Origin of the sequence: Streptococcus sp. FSL K6-1323, assembly GCF_038630745.1 — a bacterium.
GTDB classification, from domain to species: Bacteria; Bacillota; Bacilli; order Lactobacillales; family Streptococcaceae; genus Streptococcus; species Streptococcus salivarius_D.
This window is the reverse complement of sequence record NZ_CP152039.1, coordinates 2199119-2221298: the sequence shown is the minus strand read 5'-3', so window position 1 is coordinate 2221298 and position 22180 is coordinate 2199119. Positions and strand designations below refer to the sequence as shown.

Genomic DNA, 22180 nt, shown 5'->3' with positions numbered 1-22180 from the left:
TCCATCAATTCTCCTTCTTTATTCTTGTTCTCTGATTCTATCATAAAACAAAAAAGTTTTCCACAGGTCTGAAGATAAAAGTTCCTTAAGTTATCCACAAGCTGAAAAAGACAATTCACATTGTGCACAAGAGTTATCCACAAGTTGTGAATAAAAAAAGAAACCCTCTAAAATAAAGGGAGGGCAACCGTTTTATGATGTGGATAAGTTTGTTTCTTTTTGCTACTCAATTCACAGGTCAAATAAGCTTGTTGATAATTCTGTTAAAATCTTCTTCTGTCGAAAAGTGGATCTGAATAGTTCCAGAGTGATTTTTGTGATAACGAAGAGTAACGGGGAGACCAAGTGATTTTTCAAGTTCTTTTTCTTTATCTTTTATATGAATATCTTTTTTTGATTTTTGTTTTTTAGGAAGTCCTTGAATTCTTTTCTCCAGGGTACGAACAGACCATTTTTCAGTAAGGACCTGATGATAGATAGTTAATTGCTTTTTTGTATCCTCAACAGCTAAAAGTGCTCTAGCATGTCCTTGACTCAGTTTGCCATTTTCGATACTCGTCTGTATCTCTTGGGGAAGTTGGAGGAGTCTGAGAGCGTTACTGATATAGGGTCTGGATTTTCCCATAGCTTTCGCCAGTTCCTCGTGACTATAAGCTAGCTCATTAATTAAACTACGATAGGCCTTTGCTTCTTCAATGGGATTGAGATTCGATCGTTGTAAATTTTCAATAATAGCTTGTTTACGGCTGTCTTGATCTGTAACTGCCTTTACAACTGCAGGGATTTCTGTCATTCCTAGACGTTTACAGGCACGTAAACGTCTTTCCCCAGCAATTAGTTCATAGCCAATAATATCCGATTTTCGGACAATGATTGGCTGTATCAGTCCATTTTCTGCAATCGATTGGCTTAGCTCCGCTAATTCTTCATCAGAGAACTCTATACGAGGTTGAAAAGGATTGGGATAGATGTCACTAATAGGTAAAGCTTTGAGTTGTTCTTGCATGTTATTCCTTTCCAAAAAAGACCTTTACATTATTGTAAAGGTCTTTTGACAGATTTGTCAATGACTTAGTCAGACAAGTCTTCTGTAGATTTTGTTAATTTAAGTTCTTCAGTTTTCTTCTCTTTACCACGATAGAAGGTTACCTTGATTGTATCTCCAATACTATGGCTGTAAAGATTGGTTTGAATATCAGTTTTTGAGCTGATTTCCTTACCGTCAATTTCAGTGATAACATCATTTTCTTGAAGTTTACCGTCAGCTGGCATACCTTTTTGAACGCTGCCGACTACAACTCCAGCTTTCACATCATCTGGTAAATCTAATTTAGAAGTTGCACTGCTAGAAAGGCTATTAAGATCGGCCATTGAGATTCCTAGGGCTGGTCGTGTAACTTTACCGTCTTTTTCCAATTGATTGATGATTTCGACAACATCGTTTGATGGAATGGCAAATCCCATACCTTCAACGGCGCTACCAGCGACTGCTGACGTTGATGAAATTTTACTTGAGTTAATACCGATAACTTGTCCTTCGATATTGACTAAGGCACCACCTGAGTTACCAGGGTTAATGGCAGCATCTGTTTGGATAGCATTTGTTGAAACAGTTTCACCATTGTCGTTTTGCATAGTTACGGTACGGCTAAGGCTAGAAACGATTCCCTCTGTTACTGAGTTGGCGTATTCGGTACCAAGTGGGCTACCGATAGCAATTGCCTTCTCACCGACTGTGAGAGAGTTTGAGTCTGCAAATTCCGCTACGGTTTTAATTTTATCTGAAGAAACTTTGACAACTGCTAGGTCAGAGTAAGTATCTTTACCAACGAGTTCACCAGTAATTTTTGATCCATCTGAAAGCATGATTTCAAGTTTTTTAGCGCCATCGACAACGTGGTTGTTGGTTACGATATAAGCCTCTTTACCATCCTTTTTGTAGATAACACCGGAACCTTCACCAGCGACTTGTAACCCATCAGAATCTTTTGATTTGTCTTGGCTAGAGTCAGAACTATCATCTCCACCAAAGATACGGCCATAAAGTTCATTTAGAGAATCTGAAGATGACCCTTCTTGGTAATTGATGACAGAAACAACGGCATTTTGTACTTTCTTAACAGCTTTAGTTGTATCTGTTGTATTATTGTATACGGTCTTAGCTGTTTTAACACCTGTATCTGTTGAATTGGTAAAAGATACCCCTGCTGCTGTTAGTAGGATAAAGGCACCTAGCAAACCACCGAGCAAGCCAATAACAAGCATTGCAATTGGCGCTACTATTTTTTTCCAGTTAAATTTTTTCACGTTTAGTCCTCCTTTTTGATAAGCATATCAAAGTAAGCTTAATTATATCATAAAGTGATTTTAAAGAACAGTTATCAACAGTCTGTGGATAAGTTTCAAAAAGTGTAGATAAGAAGTTATTTTATAGGGATAACTAAAGATTCTTAACAGGAAAAAGGTGTGGATAAGGTGTTAAAAGATTGTGGATATGTGCTATAATAAGCCTATGAAAGTTAAATTGATTACCGTTGGAAAATTGAAAGAAAAATATTTGAAAGATGGCATTGCGGAGTATGTCAAACGACTAGGACGCTTTACAAAATTTGAGTCTATAGAATTAACGGATGAAAAGACCCCAGATAATGCAAGCGAAGCTGAAAATAAAGCTATCCTAGACAAAGAGGGACAGCGTATCTTGGCTAAAGTAGGTGATCGTGATTATGTCATTGCCTTAGCTATTGAAGGAAAACAATTTCCCTCAGAACAATTTGCTAAAGAGTTAGAGCAAGCGACTCTTAGAGGCTATTCAGATATTACTTTTATTATAGGGGGAAGTTTGGGACTCTCTCCTACAGTGAAAAAGAGGGCTAATCAATTAATGAGTTTTGGTCTCTTAACGTTCCCTCATCAGCTTATGCGCCTTGTATTAGTAGAGCAAATTTATCGCGCATTCATGATTCAGCAGGGAAGTCCTTACCATAAGTAGAAGAAGGAAACAGACATGTTCAGAATGAAAAAACGCTCCTATCGTGTTTTTGAAGGATTACGGGTAGCAACTCTAGTGAGTTATATAGGGGGCTTCATTGATGCCTATACTTACAATACTCAAGACGGAAGATTTGCAAGTATTCAGACAGGTAATCTCCTTTATTTGGTTATTCATCTTGTTGAGGGGCATATTGCAAGAGCTTTCAGCTATGTGATACCTATTTTTTTCTTTGTTTTAGGTCAGTTTTTTGTTTTTTTTGTTAAGAAGTGGCTCATTAACCATAAATGGGGATGGCATTTGCAAGCGATTAGACTTGCCTTTCTCTTGATGACTATTCTCGCCATTATTACACCTTACGTTGATTCTACTATTACGATTGCAGGCTTGGCATTTTTTGCCTCTCTTCAGGTAGGGATTTTTAAGCGCGTCAGAGGGGTAAATTATGCTTCCTTCATGATGACTGGTAATATTACGAATACCTCTTTAACCGTTGCCAGGGCTATTGACGAGGGGGATCCCAAAGTGCTTAAACAAGCTTCTTACACTACTATTATCATCTTTACATTTATGGTAGGAGTTGCAGCCTCAACTTGGTTTGCTCAATATTTACATGAATACAGCCTATATACGACTTTGCTTCCCTTATTTGTTTTAAATTATTTCCTATTTATCGAGGCAAAAGAAAAACGCAACTAGAGGTTCTAGATTGCGTTTTTTATCTGATCCCAGCAGGATTCGAACCTGCGACCGTTCGCTTAGAAGGCGAATGCTCTATCCAGCTGAGCTATGGGACCAATAACTCTATTAGTTTACAAAATATATAGCAACATGTCAATACTTTGTAAAAGCAAGATAAAAACTAACGTAAAATTCGAATAAATTTAGCAAAATTTAATATTTTTTTTGAAAAAAAGTATAGACAAAATCGAATACTCTGATATAATAATAAGAGTGTTAACGAGATAAAAATCTCAGAACTTGGTCCGTTGGTCAAGGGGTTAAGACACCGCCTTTTCACGGCGGTAACACGGGTTCGAATCCCGTACGGACTATTTTTGCTACTTAGCAGTTTTATCCGCCATAGCTCAGTTGGTAGTAGCGCATGACTGTTAATCATGATGTCGTAGGTTCGAGTCCTACTGGCGGAGTGATAAGACACCTCAAGTTGTATAGCTTGAGTTTTTTGTACCTAAAGATAAATAAGGTCTGGAACAATTGTTCCAGACCTATTTAATATGGCTCTTTGTCAACTGTAGTGGGTGACGAAAAGCTAACATCTAGAGAGGACCTGATAGGTCTTCTCTTTTTTTATGTTTAGAGTGATGAAGACACGTTTCTTAAAGTTGATGAAGTTTCTAAAACCGAAGCCCAACCGTTTGATGTCTTTAATCAACTTGTTAGTCGCTTCGAGTTTCGCGTTTGAATAGTCAGTTTCTAGCGCATTCTTGATGTATTGCTTGTGTCTAAGAAAAGTCCTAAAGACCGTTTGAAAGTAGTGATTGACCTTGCTCATGTTCTCCTCTATTAACTCAAAAAACTCATCTACCCTCTTCTCCTGAAAGTGAAAAAGCAAAAGCTGATAAAGTTTGTAGGCATTAGCGAGCTCTTCTGAAAAGACCAATGTCTTCTCAATGATTTCATGTGGTACTACAGTTTGTCGGAAGGTCTTTGAATAGAAAGAGTTGAGCGATAGCTTACGGCTGTCCTTTTGAAAGAGTCGCCAGTGATTTTTCAAGGCTCGATAGGGTAGTGATTTCTTATCGAACTGGTTCATAATAGCAATTCTTGTCTTTAAAAAGGCTCGACCAAGGTGCTGGATAATGTGGAAACGATCAAGAACGATTTTGGCGTTTGGAAAAAGTTTTTTGGCTAGTGGCATATAGGTCCCAGACATATCCATCGTGATAAACTGTACCTGTTGTCGGACTTTCAATGGATACTTCAAAAAGTAGTTTCGTATAGTGGTTTGGCGACGATTATCAAGGATGGTTATGAGTTTGTTTGTCTCATAGTTCTGCGCAACAAAAGCCAATTTCCCTTTCTTGAACCCAAACTCATCCCAGGACATAATAGCTGGGAGTTTGTCATAGTGTTCCTTGAAAGTAAACTGGTCGAGTTTACGATAGACAGTGGACGTTGACACGCGAAGTCTTCTGGCAATATCCGTTAATGCCACCTTCTCAGTTAGGAGTTGTGTAACCTTTTGTCGGACTAGATTGGAGATTTGGCAGTTTTTCTCAACGATAGATGTCTCAGCTACCGTGACTCGTCTACAACTTTTACACTGGAAACGACGTTTTTTCAGACGTAGTAGTGTTGGAGTTCCAGCTTGCTCAAGAAGAGGGATTTTAGAAGGCTTTTGAAAGTCGTACTTGATCATCTTTCCATGGCAATGAGGACATGATGGTGCAGGATAATCAAGTTTTGCTTGAATCTCGATATGAGTATCAGTTTCAAAAACAAGTGAAATATTGATATTTTGGTCTTTAATTCCGATTAATTCTGTGGTATTCTTAATAAGTCTCATAAGTTCTTCCTAATGATGGTTTGGTTGCTTTTCATTATAGTTCTTATGGGACTTTTTGTCTGCATTCAAAAAGCTCTATAATCTCTACAGTGGTTTTATCCACTACAGAAATTATAGAGCCTTTAATATTATTTAAGATAATCAGCTTTTTTGAATAACGGTTATTTTTCTGATGAAATAAGCGTAACAACAAAATATGATACTTGCCAATAGACTAATCAACAAACCTGTCTTAAGACCATAGGGAATGAAGGTTAGAACAACTTTACCTTTCCCACTAGGGACATCAACTTTCATGAACCCCTTTTGAGCTCGTTGAATCTTAACTTTTTTATGATTTATGGTCGCTGTCCACCCCTTATCGTATGGAATGGTGAAGAATAGTGAGGCATTCGTTTTACTACTATAATCAACGAACACTTTATTATTTGACGTCGTAACCTTGCTATCACGTTCATTAATAGTATCCATAGCTATCTGATAGTTTTGAGTATCAAGGGCATAAAAACTAGGATTATCAAAGGATATTGCTTTATTGCCAGGAAAACTAAGTTTGATGGTAACCATTGATTCTGTTTCAAAGTAGCCAAGATCGAAGAAATCAAAGGTATTGTCGGTAACTTGATTCTTTGTCACACCATTTACAGTAATTGACAGAGAGTGGTTATTGTCATCGGACCAAGAAATGTTAGGAATACTAACATAGAGTTGACTATGTGGTGGAGCGATAACTCGATAGGTGATTGTTACAAAATCTTTATTCGAGTTGCTAACGTTTTTAGCCACGCGCTGATTCAAAGACTTAGCATCTTGATCAAAAAGTTGAGATGGAGCTCGTTTAAAATATGTTAAGTTAAGTCCAGATAGAGCATTTAGCAAGCTAGTTTGATTGTCAAGCGTATTGACAGTGAAGTCAATATTCTTGTAAATGCCATCAGTTAAGATAGCAAGCTGACTTGCATTATTATTTTGATAAAGCCCCATTGTTTTCTCAGAAGTTACGTGATTAAAACCATACTTATTAAGGTCAAAGTTCGATAAATTATATTTTATTCCGAAGAGACTATCAGCGATAATGGTGTTATTTTGGTAACGTAGGTTTAAATTAGTCCCTTCAGATTTGAAGCCTAACCTATCGAGTGTTGAGCTTGAAGCAGTATTTCGAATGGATGAAAACTGAGAAATACCATTATAGTTGAATTTCATACTGTCGTTACCGGTTTGAGCCTCTAACCTTTCAGTACGGTAAAAAGTCTTATTCGCTTGCTTAGTATCTGAAACTAGTTTTGTAATGGCAGACATATTTCGTAGATAGCCTTCACGAGTTGGGAATACCCACTCATTTCCCAGAGCTCCAACAACATAGTAAGTACTTAATGCAAGCTCAAAAATGCAGAATAAGAAGGTGAAACAGCGAAAAACACTCCCAGGAATTTGCTGTCTAAAATAGCTAATAAATAGAATGGCATAGGCTAGAAGAAATGCTAAGCTTAATAGCCAGGAGACAGATTCAATAAAGCTATAGTGAGATTGGAAAATCCAAGTTAGTAAGTAAGCGGTACTCAATCCTAAGAAAGATAGGAGGAGTCTTTTAAAAGAAAAGTTTTTAATTCGGTTGAGTGTTTCTCCTGCCAAAAGAACAATTAGGAGAGATAGGAGCCAAGAATAGCGATGGAGAAACATGTTGGGTGCATGCATGCCTTGCCAAAACAAATCAAGAGGCTGTAAGTAGAAGCTAGCGATAAAGAAAGCTACTAATAGGAGATAACCTATACGTAATGATAGCTTGACTTCCCTACTAATAAAGAAAAGTAGAAAAAGAATCAAAGGTAAGATTCCAACATAGATCATAGGGATTGATCCAAATTTAGTAGTATCGTAAACTCCAACGAGATTTTTCGCAAAGAAGTCAAAATAATAGGTGGACTCTGTCAACAAACTTGACGCACCTGTAAACTTTTCACCATGTGTGGTCAAGTCAAGTAGTGTAGGTAGTAACATGACAGCACTACTTAAACCAGCGAGTATAGAGACAATTCCAAAGTCTATGAAATGAAGAATCTTACTCTTCCATCCCTTGATAGTTATCAATTGTACTATGGTGTAAAGGGTTAGGAAAATAGCCATCATATAACCAAAATAGTAATTTTGGATAAAAAGACAGGTTAGGCTAAAAAAGTATAAGCCCCGTTTATTGAATCTTAGTAAGAGATGTAAACCTAATATGATTAGAGGTGCTAGAATAAAGGCATCTAGCCAGGTATTAATTTCTAACTGACTGGTAGCGAAGCTCATCAAAGCAAATCCTGTAGAAAGACATAGGATGAAACTTCTTGACACTTTTGTAAAGAGCCGCTTAAAACTAAAAGCTCCTGATAACCCAATAAGCCCGAATTTAATTAGTGTTATATAATAAAAAGCATCGGCCATTTGGTTGACAGTAAAGAAATAGTAAAGTGGAGACAAGAAGGAACCTAGGTAATAGCTTGTTAAAGCATAGAAATTAAGCCCTAGACCACTTGTAAAGGTGTAAAAGAGGCTCCCATCTCCATGAAGTATATTCCGAAGTCCAGTTGCAAAAATCACATACTGATGAAATCCATCACTTGTTAAAATAGTCCGCTCACTACCAGGATAGATTTTTTGGCTATACAGCACCCCTATCATGATTAGTACTGGCAAGAAAAAAGCAGCCAGATAAAATAATAAAGTCGTATGGTATTTTTTATTTGTCATAATGATACTAAGACAGGTTGGGATATCCCAACCTGCATCTTTTTATAGTTTAATCAGCCCATAGTGCTTTGACTTTAGCTTGCACTTCTTCATTTTCAAGGAACTCATCATAAGTTTCATCAATACGGTCAATAACCCCATTTTTAGAAACAACTACGATGTGGTTCGCTATTGTTTGGATAAATTCATGGTCATGACTGGCAAAGATAACAGACTCTTTGAAGTCACGGACGCCATCATTCAGACTTGAGATTGATTCCAAATCCAAGTGATTAGTAGGATCATCTAGAAGAAGGACGTTAGATTTCAAAAGCATGAGTTTAGAAAGCATGACACGTACCTTTTCTCCCCCTGAGAGAACACTAACAGATTTATTAACCTCATCCCCTGAGAAGAGCATACGCCCAAGGAATCCACGCAAGAAGGTATCGTCATCTTCACCTTTTTCGGCAAATTGACGGAGCCATTCGAGAATTGATTCACCGGATGCAAAGTCTTTAGAATTGTCTTTTGGAAGGTAAGAACGGCTAGTAGTAACACCCCATTTGATTGTACCTTCGTAGTCAATATCACCGGCAAGAGCACGAATCAATGCAGTTGTTTGAATATCGTTTTGACCGATGATGGCAGTCTTATCTCCTGGTCGTAAGATGAAACTAATATTGTCAAGAATAGTCTCACCATCCATCTTAACAGTGAGATTTTCAACTGTTAGAAGGTCATTACCGATTTCACGCTCTGCTTTGAAATTGATGAATGGGTATTTACGACTTGATGGGACGATTTCTTCTAGCTCAATTTTATCAAGCATTTTCTTACGAGAAGTCGCTTGTTTAGATTTTGAAGCATTGGCAGAGAAACGCGCAACGAATTCTTGAAGTTCCTTAATTTTTTCTTCTGCTTTGGCATTACGGTCAGCCTGCAAGCGTGCAGCCAATTCTGAAGATTGTTTCCAGAAGTCATAGTTACCGACATAGAGTTTGATTTTACCAAAGTCAAGGTCGGCCATATGCGTACACACCTTATTCAAGAAGTGACGGTCATGGGATACGACAATGACCGTATTTTCAAAATCAATCAAGAAATCTTCAAGCCAAGAGATTGACTGGATATCAAGACCATTGGTAGGTTCGTCAAGAAGAAGTACATCTGGTTTACCAAAGAGTGCTTTTGCAAGGAGAACCTTGACCTTGTCACCATTAGCCAATTCACTCATGTTTTGATAGTGAAGGTCTTCTGGGATATTTAGATTCTGAAGCAATTGTGAGGCTTCGCTTTCAGCTTCCCAACCACCTAATTCAGCAAAGAGTCCTTCTAGTTCAGCAGCACGGACACCATCTTCATCTGAAAAATCTTCTTTCATGTAGATGGTATCTTTTTCTTTCATGATATCGTAGAGGCGCTCATTACCCATGATAACAACATCTATAACGCGTTCTTCTTCATAGTCAAAGTGGTTTTGACGAAGGACAGAAAGACGTTCATCAGGACCAAGAGAGATGTGTCCTGTTGTTGGTTCGATATCACCAGCTAAAATTTTCAAAAAAGTGGATTTACCAGCACCATTAGCACCGATAAGACCATAAGTATTACCTGGCGTGAAGGCAATGTTAACATCATCAAAAAGTTTACGATCGCTAAAACGAAGCGATACATCTGATACAGTAAGCATATAATATCCTTTATTTTTATTCTTAACTACTATTTTACGAGAAATTAGACTTTATTTCAATCGATTTTACAAGGGATTAATAAAGTCATTTGGAACTCTTTGGTAATCTTTTTGGAGGCTAAATCCACGTCCCATAACTGTAGAAGCAGGAACAATGACGATAAAGGCAGTTTCATCTATTTTTTGGATTTCTTCTTGGACTTTTGGAACCTCATGAGTTGACAAGGTAGTCATAATCATATTTTGTGCATGTCCGGTATGTCCACCAAGAACTGGGATTTTTGTTGCTCCTCGATCAGCCACTCTAGTGATGTAGTTTAGGATTTGTTCACTATTTTGCGAAATGATTAGAAGATTTCGTGATGAATTGAGTCCGACCATCATTTTATCAATTGTAAGAGAAACAACTCCAAGTGAGAGAATGGAATACATAACAGTATCAGGAGGAAAGGCAATAGCACTGATTGCGACAATGATCCCATCGACAATAAGTAGTACCATTCCTAGTGGGAGTGGCGTATATTTGTTGAGAATTTGTGTGATAATTCCAGTTCCTCCAGTTGAGGAATTTCCATAGAAGACTATTCCTAGTCCTAGCCCTAATACAATCCCACCAAAAATAGCAGCCAACAAAGGTTGTTTGGTGAGTGTAGGTAAGCCCTCAGTTAATTTAATAAAAGTTGGGAAGACAAGAGACCCATAGAAGGTTTTTAGGAGAACTTCGCGGCCAAGAAAGAACCAACATAAAATTAACAAAGGGATGGTTGTTGCTAAGACGAAGTTAGCATTATTCCAACCAAAAAGGGCGTTTAAACTAATGGCTAGTCCTCCGACACCACCTGAAGCAATATTATTCTTAACTAAAAGTGAGTTATAGCCAACCGCAGCAATAAAAGAACCGAGTGTAACTAAAAGTATGTCTATTATTCGACGTTTCATATATTATCTCCTAGAAATGATATTCTTATTATCAAGTCTTTTTAAGTTTCCGTCAAGTAATGACTATTTTAGTTGTATCTGAGGTTGTGTTTCACGTGAAACTATAAACATAATCTTGACAAAAATAGATAAAACAATGTAGAATAATAGTCATCAGAAGAGTAATTCTATCCTTTTTTATAGAGAGCTGGTGGTTGCTGAAAATCAGTATGAAGGTGGAATGAATGGGCTGAAGAGAATTGACGATTAACGTGAACACATAAACGTTAGGTTTGGCACCCCTTATCGTGCAACTTCTTTGTTGAGAAGGTTTGAGATGATAGCTGCAGAAAGAGTTATCAACTGAGGTGGTACCGCGTATCAAAAGTGATTAACGCCCTCACGCATGTTTTTGCGTGGGGATTTTTTTGTATTAGAGAGGTAATTATATGACGAAACCTATTATTTTGACGGGAGACCGTCCAACAGGGAAACTTCATCTAGGACACTATGTTGGTAGTTTAAAAAATCGTGTCCTTTTACAAGACGAAGATAAATATAACATGTTTGTCTTCTTGGCTGATCAGCAAGCTCTTACGGATCACGCAAAAGAGTCAGAAATCATCAAAGAATCGATTGGGAATGTTGCTTTAGATTATCTCTCTGTAGGTTTGGATCCAGCTAAGTCAACTATTTTCATTCAAAGTCAGATTCCTGAGTTGGCTGAGTTGACTATGTATTACATGAACCTAGTTTCATTGGCACGTTTAGAGCGTAACCCAACGGTTAAGACGGAAATTGCTCAAAAAGGCTTCGGAGAATCTATTCCAACAGGATTTCTAGTTTATCCAATTTCTCAGGCAGCTGATATCACGGCCTTTAAAGCAAATTATGTTCCTGTAGGTAATGACCAAAAGCCAATGATTGAGCAGACACGTGAAATTGCACGTAGCTTCAATCATACTTATAATTGTGATATTTTGGTTGAGCCAGAGGGAATCTACCCTGAAAATGAAGCTGCAGGGCGCCTTCCAGGTCTAGATGGTAATGCTAAAATGTCTAAATCCTTGGGGAATGGAATCTTCCTTTCAGATGATGAAGATACTGTTCGTAAAAAAGTCATGAGCATGTATACGGATCCAAATCATATTCGTGTGGAAGATCCAGGTCAAATTGAAGGTAACATGGTTTTCCATTATCTTGATATCTTTGGTCGCGAAGAGGATGCTACTACAATTGCTGAAATGAAAGAACATTATCAACGAGGTGGTTTAGGAGATGTGAAGACAAAACGTTATCTTCTAGAAATCTTAGAACGTGAGTTAGCTCCAATTCGTGAACGCCGTTTAGAATATGCCAAGGATATGGGAGAAGTTTTCCGTATGCTTGAAAAAGGTAGTCAAGCAGCGCGTGAAGTTGCTGGACAAACATTGGCAGAAGTAAAAGAAGCAATGGGAATTAATTATTTCTAAGAAATAAAAAGTAGGGACTCAAGATAATCTAGAGTCCTATTTTTATTTGGAAAAAGGTTTTCTTAGAATCTTATGCGAAATCTGTTGACAAATCATTTTAGCATGATATGATATTATCAATTAAAAAATAGACTGGGGTTTCTGTACCTCAAAACTTTGAGAAAAGAGGACGATTATAATGTCAAATTGGGACACTAAATTCTTGAAAAAAGGTTACACTTTTGATGACGTATTGCTTATTCCTGCGGAAAGTCATGTTCTACCAAACAACGTCAACTTGAAGACGAAATTGGCTAAAAATTTGACATTAAATATCCCAATTATCACTGCAGCCATGGATACGGTCACAGATAGTAAGATGGCTATCTCAATTGCTCGTGCAGGTGGTTTGGGTGTCATTCACAAAAACATGTCTATTGCGGAACAAGCTGAAGAAGTTCGAAAAGTAAAGCGCTCTGAAAATGGTGTCATCATTGATCCATTCTTCTTAACGCCTGAAAATAAAGTTGCTGAAGCTGAAGAGTTGATGCAACGTTACCGTATTTCAGGGGTTCCAATTGTTGAGACACTTGAAAATCGTAAATTGGTTGGTATTATCACAAACCGTGATATGCGTTTTATCTCTAATTACGATACTCCAATTTCAGAACACATGACTTCTGAAAAATTGGTCACTGCTCCAGTTGGAACAGATCTTGAAACAGCTGAAAGTATTCTTCATGAGCATCGTATTGAAAAGCTACCTCTAGTTGATGAAGAAGGTCGTTTGTCAGGACTCATTACTATTAAGGACATCGAAAAAGTTATCGAGTTTCCTAATGCAGCTAAGGATGAATTCGGTCGTCTTTTGGTCGCAGGTGCTGTAGGGGTTACTTCTGATACCTTTGAACGTGCAGAAGCTCTCTTTGAAGCAGGCGCAGATGCTATTGTCATTGATACTGCACATGGTCATTCAGCAGGTGTTCTTCGTAAAATTGCTGAAATTCGTGCCCACTTCCCAGATCGTACTTTGATTGCAGGAAATATTGCAACAGCTGAAGGTGCGCGTGCACTTTATGAAGCAGGTGTCGATGTCGTTAAAGTAGGTATCGGACCAGGTTCTATTTGTACAACACGTGTGGTTGCGGGTGTAGGTGTTCCTCAAGTCACTGCTATTTACGATGCTGCAAGTGTTGCGCGTGAATACGGAAAAACAATTATTGCTGATGGTGGTATCAAATACTCAGGTGATATTGTAAAAGCTCTTGCAGCAGGTGGTAATGCTGTAATGCTTGGTTCTATGTTTGCTGGTACTGATGAAGCACCAGGTGAAACTGAGATTTTCCAAGGTCGTAAATATAAATCATACCGTGGTATGGGATCAATTGCAGCGATGAAGAAGGGATCAAGCGATCGTTACTTCCAAGGTGCAGTTAATGAAGCGAATAAACTTGTTCCAGAAGGAATTGAAGGCCGTGTAGCTTATAAAGGTTCTGCTGCTGATATTGTATTCCAATTGATTGGCGGTATCCGTGCAGGTATGGGTTATACAGGTGCAGAAGATATTCAGGCTTTACATGACAAAGCTCAGTTTGTTGAAATGTCAGGTGCAGGACTTATTGAAAGTCACCCTCACGATGTTCAAATTACCAACGAGGCGCCTAACTACTCAGCTCATTAATAAACATAAAAGTACTTATCTCAGATAAGTACTTTTTGTTTACAGAGATATTTACAATAAGTTTACAACGTATTTACGTGATTATGGTTGTTGATAAAAGGGTTTAGGCGAAAATGATTTACAGCTTATTGGGTAACTCTTGTCACATGTGTCAATCACGAAAAATAGAAAAACAAGTCATTTAATCGACTTGTTTTTCATAAATATCACCATTCTTAACTAAGAAGGTCTTTAAATCAGGTGGTAGGTTACTCAGATGATCAAGTGAAGTTGTCGTCATGAAGGTTTGAACCTCTTCGTCAATACTTTCTAACAGTTTAAGTTGACGGTGATTGTCAAGCTCACTCATGACATCATCGAGGAGAAGAATAGGAAATTCACCTGTTACTTTTTTTATCAGAGCAATCTCAGCCATTTTTAAAGAAAGTATGAGACTACGTTGCTGCCCCTGACTACCGAAAGATGCGTTCATGTCATTAATGTAAAATGTTAAATCATCCCTATGCGGACCAACACCAGTGTTCTTTTTGAAGATATCTCTTTTGTGATTTTGCTTTAACGTGGTTAAAAATGATTCGCGAATAACTTTGTTATTTTCCAGTGGGATATTAGATTCGTAGGAGATTTTAAGGCGCTCTATCTGATTTGAGAGGTTACTATGATGTCTATCTGCCTCCTCCTCTAATTGCTTGATAAATTCTAGTCTATGTTCGATAACTCGTGTTCCAAAATCGGAAAGCTGTTCATCTAACACTGAGAGGAAATTAATGTCTACATTGTCAGTAGATTTGAGATAAGCATTACGTTGTTTGAGTACATGATTATAACTTGATAAGTCTGAGAGATAAACAGGCTTAATCTGTCCTAAATCAATATCTATAAATTTACGTCTCAGGCTTGGAGATCCTTTTACAAGTTGTAAATCCTCAGGAGCAAATAGCACCACAGTCATGTGACCGATATAATCGGATAATTTAGCTTGTTTGAGGTGGTTAACCTTTGTTATGCGTCCTTTATTAGATAAACTGATTTCCAGAGGTAGCTTCCCACTATGACGATGCACGATGCCGTTAAGTTTGAGAGTATTTTGTTGAAATTGAATCAGTTCTTTATCTGAACGGGTCCGATGACTACGTGTCAATGCTAGAAAATAGATGGCCTCAAGAATATTTGTTTTTCCTTGGGCATTGCGACCAAGAAAAATATTGAGATGAGGTGAGAAGCTCACAGAGGCTTCAGTATAATTTCTAAAGTGTTGAATATCAATTTTTTCGAGCCACATAGTTAGGTTCCTGGGAAACGAACGGGTTTTCGTTTAGTTTTATTGCTTTCTTTTGACGGATGTGCTTTTTGTTTCTTTTTATTATCCTGATTCATTTTTTTAACAATGGCAGCAACACGTGCTTTTTCAGCGACTGCTTTTTGATGTTCTTCAATTTCATTTGTCGTAGGAGCTACAATCGTTATTTCAAGTTCCTCAGACGGAATGGTAATAACATCTCCATAACGAAGTTTTTTTCCACGACGTTTTTCATCCTCACCGTTGAATAAAACGGTATTATTAGCCAAGAAACCTTTTATAGCTCCTCCACTATGAATGATACTTAATTCTTTTAAAAGTGCCTGCAGTGTGATGTATTCACCAAATAATTTATATTCCATAGTACCTCAACTTTCTCTTGAGATAAGATAGCATAAAAATGGTATAATTGGAAGCATAAACTTTTTAGAGGTTATCAATGAAAATTGCTGATGGTGTCTATGTACACTTCATTCCAACACAAAAATATAAAACTAATCGTATTGTTTTTCGAATGACAGGATCTTTGAATAAACAAACAATTGCTAAACGAGCCCTAGTTTCACAAATGTTAGCTACAGCCAATCAGACGTATCCAACAGTACAGTCTTTTAAAGAGAGACTAGCTTTTCTTTATGGAACACAGTTGTCAACTAGAGTGTCAACTAAAGGATTGACACATAGCGTTGACATCGAGTTGACATATCTGAAAGATACCTTTATCCCTACGAATGATGGATTGTTTTGGGAAGTGCTAGGATTTTTGAAAGAGTGTCTTTACAAGCCACTGTCAAGAGTAGCCCAATACCAAAATAAAGTATTTGACATAGAAAAACAAAATTTAATGACATACCTGGATGTTGACACGGAGAATAATTACTATTACAGTGAAGTTAAAGGAAGAGAGCTTTATTTTGTAAATGAGGGCTTGAAAGTTCCAAAATATGGTCAAGCAGAACTTGTTGAAGCAGAGACCTCGTTTACAGCTTATCAAGAATTTCAAAGTATGTTGACAAGAGATCGTATTGATATCTTTATGGTTGGAGAATTTGATGATTATCAAGTACTCCAAGCTTTACATCGTTTTCCTTTGGAAGGACGTCAAGTTGATTTACAGTTTAGCTATAGTCAACCTTATGTCAATGTTGTGAAAGAAAAGATAGAACCTAGACAGAGTAGTCAATCTATTTTACAGCTAGGGTACCAATTTCCGTGTCAATATGGAGATAAAGATTACTTTGCTTTAATTGTATTCAATGCAATGTTCGGTGAATTTGCCCATTCAGCCTTGTTTACAACACTTCGAGAAAAGGAAGGGTTGGCTTATTCAATTAGTAGTCAATTTGATATCTTTACAGGTTTACTAGAAGTTTACGCTGGAATTGAAAAATCTAATAGAGATCAGGCTATGCGAGGAATTAGTAGAGAATTGAATTACATTAAATTAGGACGTTTTTCAAGCTCTCTCCTGAATCAAACCAAAAAAATCATACGAATGAATGCTCTACTCTCTGAAGATCATGCCTTAACATTAGTGGAACAACGTTTTAATAAGGTGATTTTTGGCGATAAAAGTCTTTCATTGGAGAATTGGTTAGATGAGATTGAGAAGGTTACTAAAAAAGATGTTTGCCGTGTAGCACGTCAAGTTAAGCTACAGAGTTTGTTCTTTTTAGAAGGAGTGTCTTAAAATGGCTGCTTTGAAGAAACGTTATTATCCAAAAATTGATGAAGAAGTTTATTCAGCAATTTTAGATAATGGTATGTCTTTATCAATCATTAAGAAAAAAGGATTTGTAGAAAAAGTCGCCTTTTTGTCAACAAATTTTGGGGCGCTAGATAATCACTTTTATATTGATGGTGAGTCACAATCTTACCCTGCAGGTATTGCTCATTTTCTTGAACACAAGCTATTTGAGGATGAGCAGGGAAGGGATGTGACATTGGATTTTGTCAAGCTTGGAGCTGATGTCAATGCTTTTACAACATTGGAGAAGACAACATATTATTTTTCTACCCTTGACCACTTTGAGGAGTCTTTAGAGCTTTTATTAAAGTTTACATCGAGCTTTACAAGTTCTGAAGATGCTGTCAATCATGAAAAAAGAATTATTGAACAAGAAATAAATATGTATCAGGATGATCCTGACTACAGAGTTTATCTAGGTTGTTTACAAAGTTTGTATCCTAATACTATATTAGGACAAGACATTGCTGGAAGTGTTGATAGCATTGAAGAAATTACTGTAAAGGACTTAAAAGATAATTTTGATTGCTTTTACAGGCCAGCAAACTGTCATCTCGTCTTAGTGGGCAATTTTGATGTTGAAAATATTTACAATTTTGTCAATGAAAAACAAAGTAAGTTTACACCACCTGAGAGAATAGTCGAGAAAGAAAAGCACCCCATTGAGTCAGATATCCAAAAATTAGATAGTCTTCAAATGGAGATATTCATCTCAAAACTAGCCATTGGTTTTAAGAGTGTTCCTTTTACTGATAATCGTATGAGAGAAAACATACTGGTACAGTTATTGTTCAATTTACTGTTTGGCTGGACGTCTCCTTATTATCAAAATTGGTATGCTGAAGGAAAAATAGACGAGTCTGTGTCAATTGAATACGAGGTATCTAATCGATATTCATTTGTCGTTATGACTATGGACACTGCAGAGCCTATCCGTATGTCAAGTTTAATTCGTCAAGTGATGACATCGGCAGATAAAAAACGATTGTTGACGGAAGAAGCATTGGATTTACAAAAGAAAGCCTTGTATGGTGAATTTTTACGTAGTCTAGACAATATCCAGAATTTAGGGAGCCAATATTTAGCGTATTTTGAGAATGATAAAACATACTTTGATTTTGGTCAGGAACTGATGAGCATTACTTCCAAGGAGTTGAAGGATTTTTTGAATCACTATCTCTCAAATATGGAGATTACCGATTTTGTTGTCTTCCCTAAATAAGTGATTATTTGCTATAATAGAGACACGAAAACAAAGAAGAATATTAGAAAGGGGAAAAATGAAGTTACACTCTCTAGGTGAGCAATTACGTGCAGCGCGTATAAAGAAAGAGTTAAGTTTGTATGATGTAGAAAAATTTTCTGGAGTCGAAGCCCAGTTTCTTCTGGCTATGGAAATGGATCAACTTAAGGCTTTGCCAGAGGACATTCAGCAAGAGGCGCTTGAAAAGTATGCCACTTCGGTTGGTTTAGATGGAAAACGTCTGTTTGAGGAGCAGAGACAGAATGAGCAAAAACTAAAAAAAGAGAAGAAACCAGTTGAACGTAAGGAAGATGCCTTAGCTGCTAAAGCTCCTATGTCACGCTTTTTAAAGCATAAACGTGAAGAAAAAAGAAAGTCTAACTATCTACCTTTACTAATGCTTAGTGCGGTTTCGTTACTTATCATCTGTTCAGTAGGTTATATTATTATTAGACATCTTTCTAATCAACCTCAGGTGATAAAACCAAATACAATCTCTACAGTTAATCATCTGTCAACGGCTAGTAAGGCTAAATCGTCACGAAGCATTTCTGAGGTTACCGTTTCGGGGGCAAATGTTACAACGACAACTCAAGGCAATCAATTAATGGTTGATTTCTCCAATGTAAATTCTTCAGTAGTTTTAGATGTGGAGCTATCAAAAGATAGTGATGACACATGGTTTTCAGTAGATAACTCAGATACATCAGAGAGTTACCTCCTTTCAAAAACGAAAAATTCAAAATACTCTTTAGATTTTTCTGATAAAACTAAACCAACTCAAATTATTATTGCTCAATCTTCAAAAGTAACTCTAAAGGTAAATGGGGAGTCACTTGATTTATCTCAATTAGATAAAAATACACCTAGCTACCTCACATTAAGAATCCAATAGAATCGAGAAGAAATGTTTAAAAAAGAAAATTTACCTAATTTATTGACACTTGCTAGAATTGTTTTGATTCCTATCTTTTTACTGATGACATCACTTGCGTCAAGTAATGTCATGCATATTGCTGCGGCGGTTGTCTTCGCTATTGCCAGTATTACAGATTATTTAGATGGCTATTTGGCACGAAAATGGCATGTTGTTACTAATTTCGGGAAATTTGCAGATCCATTGGCAGATAAGATGCTAGTGATGTCAGCATTTATTATGTTAGTCGGTATTAATCAAGCGCCAGCCTGGGTGGTTTCAGTTATTATCTGTCGTGAGCTTGCAGTCACAGGTCTTCGTCTTTTATTAGTGGAGAACGGTGGTACAGTTCTCGCTGCAGCTATGCCTGGTAAGATTAAGACAGTGACTCAGATGTTATCTATTATTCTATTATTGTGTCATCTGCATTTTGTAGGAACAATTATGCTTTATATTGCTTTGTTCTTTACAATTTACTCAGGCTATGATTATTTCAAAGGTGCAGGTTTCTTATTTAAGGATACTTTCAAATAGTACGATAAATCAATGATTGAAATAAAAAATTTAAAGTTTAAATATCATCAAGATCAACCATCCTATATTCTTGATGATGTATCGTTTCACGTGAAACGTGGGGAATGGTTATCCATTGTAGGGCATAATGGTTCTGGAAAATCCACGACAGCACGTCTTATTGACGGACTATTAGTGGCAGAGTCTGGGCAGATTATTGTTGATGGTCAAGAATTAACAGAAGACAATGTCTGGGATATCCGTGATAAGATTGGTATGGTCTTTCAAAATCCAGATAATCAATTTGTTGGGGCAACTGTTGAAGATGATGTTGCTTTTGGTCTTGAAAATAAAGGTGTTCCCTATGAAGAAATGGCTTTAAGGGTTCAAGAGGCTCTGGAATTTGTGGGAATGTCAGAATTTAAGGATAGAGAGCCAGCTAGATTATCTGGAGGCCAAAAACAACGTGTGGCTATTGCAGGTATTGTAGCTATGAGACCATCTATTTTGATTTTGGATGAGGCAACCAGCATGCTTGACCCAGAAGGTCGCCAGGAATTGATTCAATCTATTAAAGCTATTCGTAAAGAGTACGGAATGACTGTTTTATCAATTACTCATGATCTCGATGAGGTCGCTTTGAGTGACCGTGTTTTGGTTTTGAAAAAAGGTAAAGTGGAGTCTGTTTCAAGTCCTCGTGAACTATTTAGTAGGGGCTCAGAGTTGGTTGACTTAGGTTTGGATATCCCTTTTAGTGCATTATTAACTCAAAAGCTAAGAAATAAAGGTCTGATAGATTGTGAAGACTATCTGACAGAAAAGGAATTGGTAGAACAACTATGGGAATCTCTCTCAAAAATGTAAGTTATATCTATCAAGCGGGTACTCCTTTTGAGGGGCGTGCCCTTTTTGATATGACGACGACGATAAAAGATGGTTCATATACGGCCTTTATTGGACATACAGGAAGTGGTAAATCTACTATTATGCAGCTCTTGAATGGCCTTTATTTACCCACTAGTGGTCAGGTTCACGTTGATGATACGATTATAACCAGTCAATCAAAGAATAAGGACATAAAACCAATTCGTAAGAAGGTAGGTTTAGTTTTTCAATTTCCAGAAAGTCAGTTATTTGCAGAAACTGTTTTAGAAGATGTTGCCTTTGGACCTCAAAATTTCGGAGTTTCTAAGGAAGAAGCAGAACAACGTGCTATTGAAAGTCTAAAATTAGTTGGACTCCCGGAAGAGTTTCATGGACAGAATCCTTTTGATTTATCAGGGGGACAAATGCGACGTGTTGCCATCGCAGGGATTCTAGCTATGCAACCAGATATTTTAGTGCTGGATGAACCGACTGCTGGTCTAGATCCACAGGGCCGGAAGGAATTGATGTCTCTCTTTAAGGAGTTACATCTTTCTGGAATGACGATTGTTTTAGTTACTCACTTGATGGATGATGTTGCCGATTATGCGACAGCTGTGAATGTTATGGAAAAAGGGCAACTAGTGTTGTCGGGAGCTCCTAAAGATGTTTTTCAAAAGGTTACTTTTCTTAAAGAAAAGCAGTTAGGTGTTCCTAAAATCACAGAGTTTGCGCTACAGCTACAAGAAAAAGGTTATCAATTTGAAAGTCTCCCTATTACAATCGAGGAATTCGTAGAGGTGGTGTCGCATGGATAAGTTAATTATTGGACGTTATATTGTTGGGGACTCTTTTATACACCGATTAGACCCTAGAAGTAAATTATTAGCTATGCTGATTTATATTGTTATTATCTTTTGGGCTAATAATCCCTTAACTTATGCTGTAATAACTTTATTTACACTTTTCTTGGTTTTCTTGTCTAAAATAAAACTTGGTTTCTTTTTAGGTGGAATCAAACCAATGATTTGGATTATTTTATTTTCTACCCTATTTCAAGTTTTCTTCAATACAAAAGGGAGTGTGCTTTGGTCTATCGGCTTTTTAAAGATTACGGAAGTCGGTTTAAATCAAGGTTGGATGATATTCCTTAGATTTATCCTCATTATTAGTTTTTCCACCCTACTTACTCTAACGACAACACCTTTAAGTTTATCTGATGCAGTTGAATCACTTTTAAAACCTTTTACTGTTTTCAAAGTGCCAGCACATGAAATTGGTTTAATGCTATCTTTGAGTCTACGTTTTGTACCAACTTTGATGGATGATACGACTCGTATTATGAATGCTCAAAAGGCGCGTGGTGTTGACTTTGGTGAAGGAAATATTATTCAAAAAGTACGATCAATAATACCTATTTTAATTCCTTTGTTTGCATCAAGCTTTAAACGAGCAGATGCTCTGGCGATTGCTATGGAAGCACGAGGCTATCAAGGTGGTGAAGGACGAACAAAATATCGTCGACTTTCATGGAATGGTCGAGATACCTTATCAATTATTGCTATTTTAGCTTTAGGATTAATGCTTTTTTATCTTAAGAGTTAATTCGTTGAGATA

The 22180-nt window shown here is 37.1% G+C and carries 18 protein-coding genes, 3 tRNA genes, 1 pseudogene and 1 other annotated feature; of the genes and pseudogenes, 13 read left to right on the top strand and 9 right to left on the bottom strand.

Annotated features, from left to right (window positions below):
• Positions 1-238 precede the first annotated feature (238 nt).
• Both NST80_RS10520 and NST80_RS10515 read right to left on the bottom strand, forming a co-directional pair.
• The gene (locus tag NST80_RS10520) at positions 239-1006 is read right to left on the bottom strand and encodes a ParB/RepB/Spo0J family partition protein (protein ID WP_118172457.1); all 768 of its coding nucleotides are present in this window, start codon (positions 1004-1006) and stop codon (positions 239-241) included.
• 65 nt (positions 1007-1071) lie between these two features.
• A complete protein-coding gene (locus NST80_RS10515; protein ID WP_013991347.1) occupies positions 1072-2307 on the bottom strand; it encodes a trypsin-like peptidase domain-containing protein in 1236 nt (411 codons plus the stop codon).
• A gap of 205 nt (positions 2308-2512) precedes the next feature.
• Here NST80_RS10515 and rlmH point away from each other — a divergent pair, with 205 nt between their 5' ends.
• Complete coding sequence (rlmH, locus tag NST80_RS10510; protein WP_014632473.1) at positions 2513-2992, top strand: 23S rRNA (pseudouridine(1915)-N(3))-methyltransferase RlmH; 480 nt, start codon at positions 2513-2515, stop codon at positions 2990-2992.
• A gap of 15 nt (positions 2993-3007) precedes the next feature.
• On the top strand, positions 3008-3691 hold the full coding sequence (locus NST80_RS10505; protein ID WP_013991345.1) for a YoaK family protein: 684 nt from the start codon (positions 3008-3010) through the stop codon (positions 3689-3691).
• A 24-nt stretch (positions 3692-3715) separates the two neighbouring features.
• Here the strand turns inward: NST80_RS10505 and NST80_RS10500 are convergent.
• A tRNA-Arg gene (locus NST80_RS10500) sits at positions 3716-3789 on the bottom strand.
• Positions 3790-3975: 186 nt separating this feature from the next.
• On the opposite strand from NST80_RS10500, the gene NST80_RS10495 reads away from it, so the two are divergent.
• A tRNA-Glu gene (locus NST80_RS10495) sits at positions 3976-4047 on the top strand.
• A gap of 22 nt (positions 4048-4069) precedes the next feature.
• Positions 4070-4143 (top strand) — tRNA-Asn (locus NST80_RS10490).
• A 129-nt stretch (positions 4144-4272) separates the two neighbouring features.
• Here NST80_RS10490 and NST80_RS10485 read toward each other — a convergent pair.
• The 4 genes and pseudogenes from NST80_RS10485 to NST80_RS10470 form a co-directional block, all read right to left on the bottom strand.
• Positions 4273-5522: pseudogene (locus NST80_RS10485) on the bottom strand (ISL3 family transposase).
• Between the two features lie 141 nt (positions 5523-5663).
• Positions 5664-8258 carry a YfhO family protein gene (locus NST80_RS10480; RefSeq protein WP_070849576.1) on the bottom strand — a complete coding sequence of 865 codons (2595 nt, stop codon included), beginning with the start codon at positions 8256-8258 and terminating at the stop codon, positions 5664-5666.
• Between the two features lie 49 nt (positions 8259-8307).
• Complete coding sequence (locus NST80_RS10475) at positions 8308-9930, bottom strand: ATP-binding cassette domain-containing protein (protein WP_118172341.1); 1623 nt, start codon at positions 9928-9930, stop codon at positions 8308-8310.
• 66 nt (positions 9931-9996) lie between these two features.
• Positions 9997-10869, bottom strand: coding sequence for a YitT family protein (locus NST80_RS10470; protein ID WP_002883963.1), 873 nt, complete (start codon positions 10867-10869; stop codon positions 9997-9999).
• A 144-nt stretch (positions 10870-11013) separates the two neighbouring features.
• Positions 11014-11253: a binding site (T-box leader), on the top strand.
• Positions 11254-11297: 44 nt separating this feature from the next.
• On the opposite strand from NST80_RS10470, the gene trpS reads away from it, so the two are divergent.
• Entirely contained in the window at positions 11298-12320 is a 1023-nt protein-coding gene (gene trpS / locus NST80_RS10465) for a tryptophan--tRNA ligase (RefSeq protein WP_118172343.1), read from the top strand.
• Positions 12321-12498: 178 nt separating this feature from the next.
• Positions 12499-13980 carry an IMP dehydrogenase gene (gene guaB / locus NST80_RS10460; protein ID WP_013991341.1) on the top strand — a complete coding sequence of 494 codons (1482 nt, stop codon included), beginning with the start codon at positions 12499-12501 and terminating at the stop codon, positions 13978-13980.
• 181 nt (positions 13981-14161) lie between these two features.
• Here guaB and recF read toward each other — a convergent pair whose 3' ends face one another.
• Entirely contained in the window at positions 14162-15262 is a 1101-nt protein-coding gene (gene recF, locus NST80_RS10455; protein WP_013991340.1) for a DNA replication/repair protein RecF, read from the bottom strand.
• A gap of 2 nt (positions 15263-15264) precedes the next feature.
• A complete protein-coding gene (gene yaaA / locus NST80_RS10450; RefSeq protein ID WP_049528182.1) occupies positions 15265-15642 on the bottom strand; it encodes a S4 domain-containing protein YaaA in 378 nt (125 codons plus the stop codon).
• 77 nt (positions 15643-15719) lie between these two features.
• Between yaaA and NST80_RS10445 the strand changes: the two genes are divergently transcribed.
• Genes NST80_RS10445 through NST80_RS10415 form a run of 7 tightly spaced genes read left to right on the top strand, consistent with a single transcriptional unit; the run spans position 15720 to position 22168 of the window.
• Complete coding sequence (locus NST80_RS10445; protein ID WP_013991338.1) at positions 15720-16970, top strand: pitrilysin family protein; 1251 nt, start codon at positions 15720-15722, stop codon at positions 16968-16970.
• 1 nt (position 16971) lies between these two features.
• Complete coding sequence (locus NST80_RS10440; RefSeq protein ID WP_118172345.1) at positions 16972-18249, top strand: pitrilysin family protein; 1278 nt, start codon at positions 16972-16974, stop codon at positions 18247-18249.
• Positions 18250-18307: 58 nt separating this feature from the next.
• Complete coding sequence (locus NST80_RS10435; protein WP_118172347.1) at positions 18308-19165, top strand: RodZ domain-containing protein; 858 nt, start codon at positions 18308-18310, stop codon at positions 19163-19165.
• Positions 19166-19177: 12 nt separating this feature from the next.
• The gene (gene pgsA, locus NST80_RS10430; RefSeq protein ID WP_002885640.1) at positions 19178-19720 is read left to right on the top strand and encodes a CDP-diacylglycerol--glycerol-3-phosphate 3-phosphatidyltransferase; all 543 of its coding nucleotides are present in this window, start codon (positions 19178-19180) and stop codon (positions 19718-19720) included.
• A 12-nt stretch (positions 19721-19732) separates the two neighbouring features.
• Positions 19733-20563, top strand: coding sequence for an energy-coupling factor ABC transporter ATP-binding protein (locus NST80_RS10425; protein ID WP_048790841.1), 831 nt, complete (start codon positions 19733-19735; stop codon positions 20561-20563).
• On the top strand, positions 20539-21381 hold the full coding sequence (locus tag NST80_RS10420) for an energy-coupling factor transporter ATPase (protein ID WP_014632481.1): 843 nt from the start codon (positions 20539-20541) through the stop codon (positions 21379-21381). The genes NST80_RS10425 and NST80_RS10420 overlap by 25 nt, the downstream gene beginning before the upstream one ends.
• Complete coding sequence (locus tag NST80_RS10415; RefSeq protein WP_070846971.1) at positions 21374-22168, top strand: energy-coupling factor transporter transmembrane protein EcfT; 795 nt, start codon at positions 21374-21376, stop codon at positions 22166-22168. Before NST80_RS10420 ends, NST80_RS10415 begins: the two co-directional genes overlap by 8 nt.
• Positions 22169-22180 lie beyond the last annotated feature (12 nt).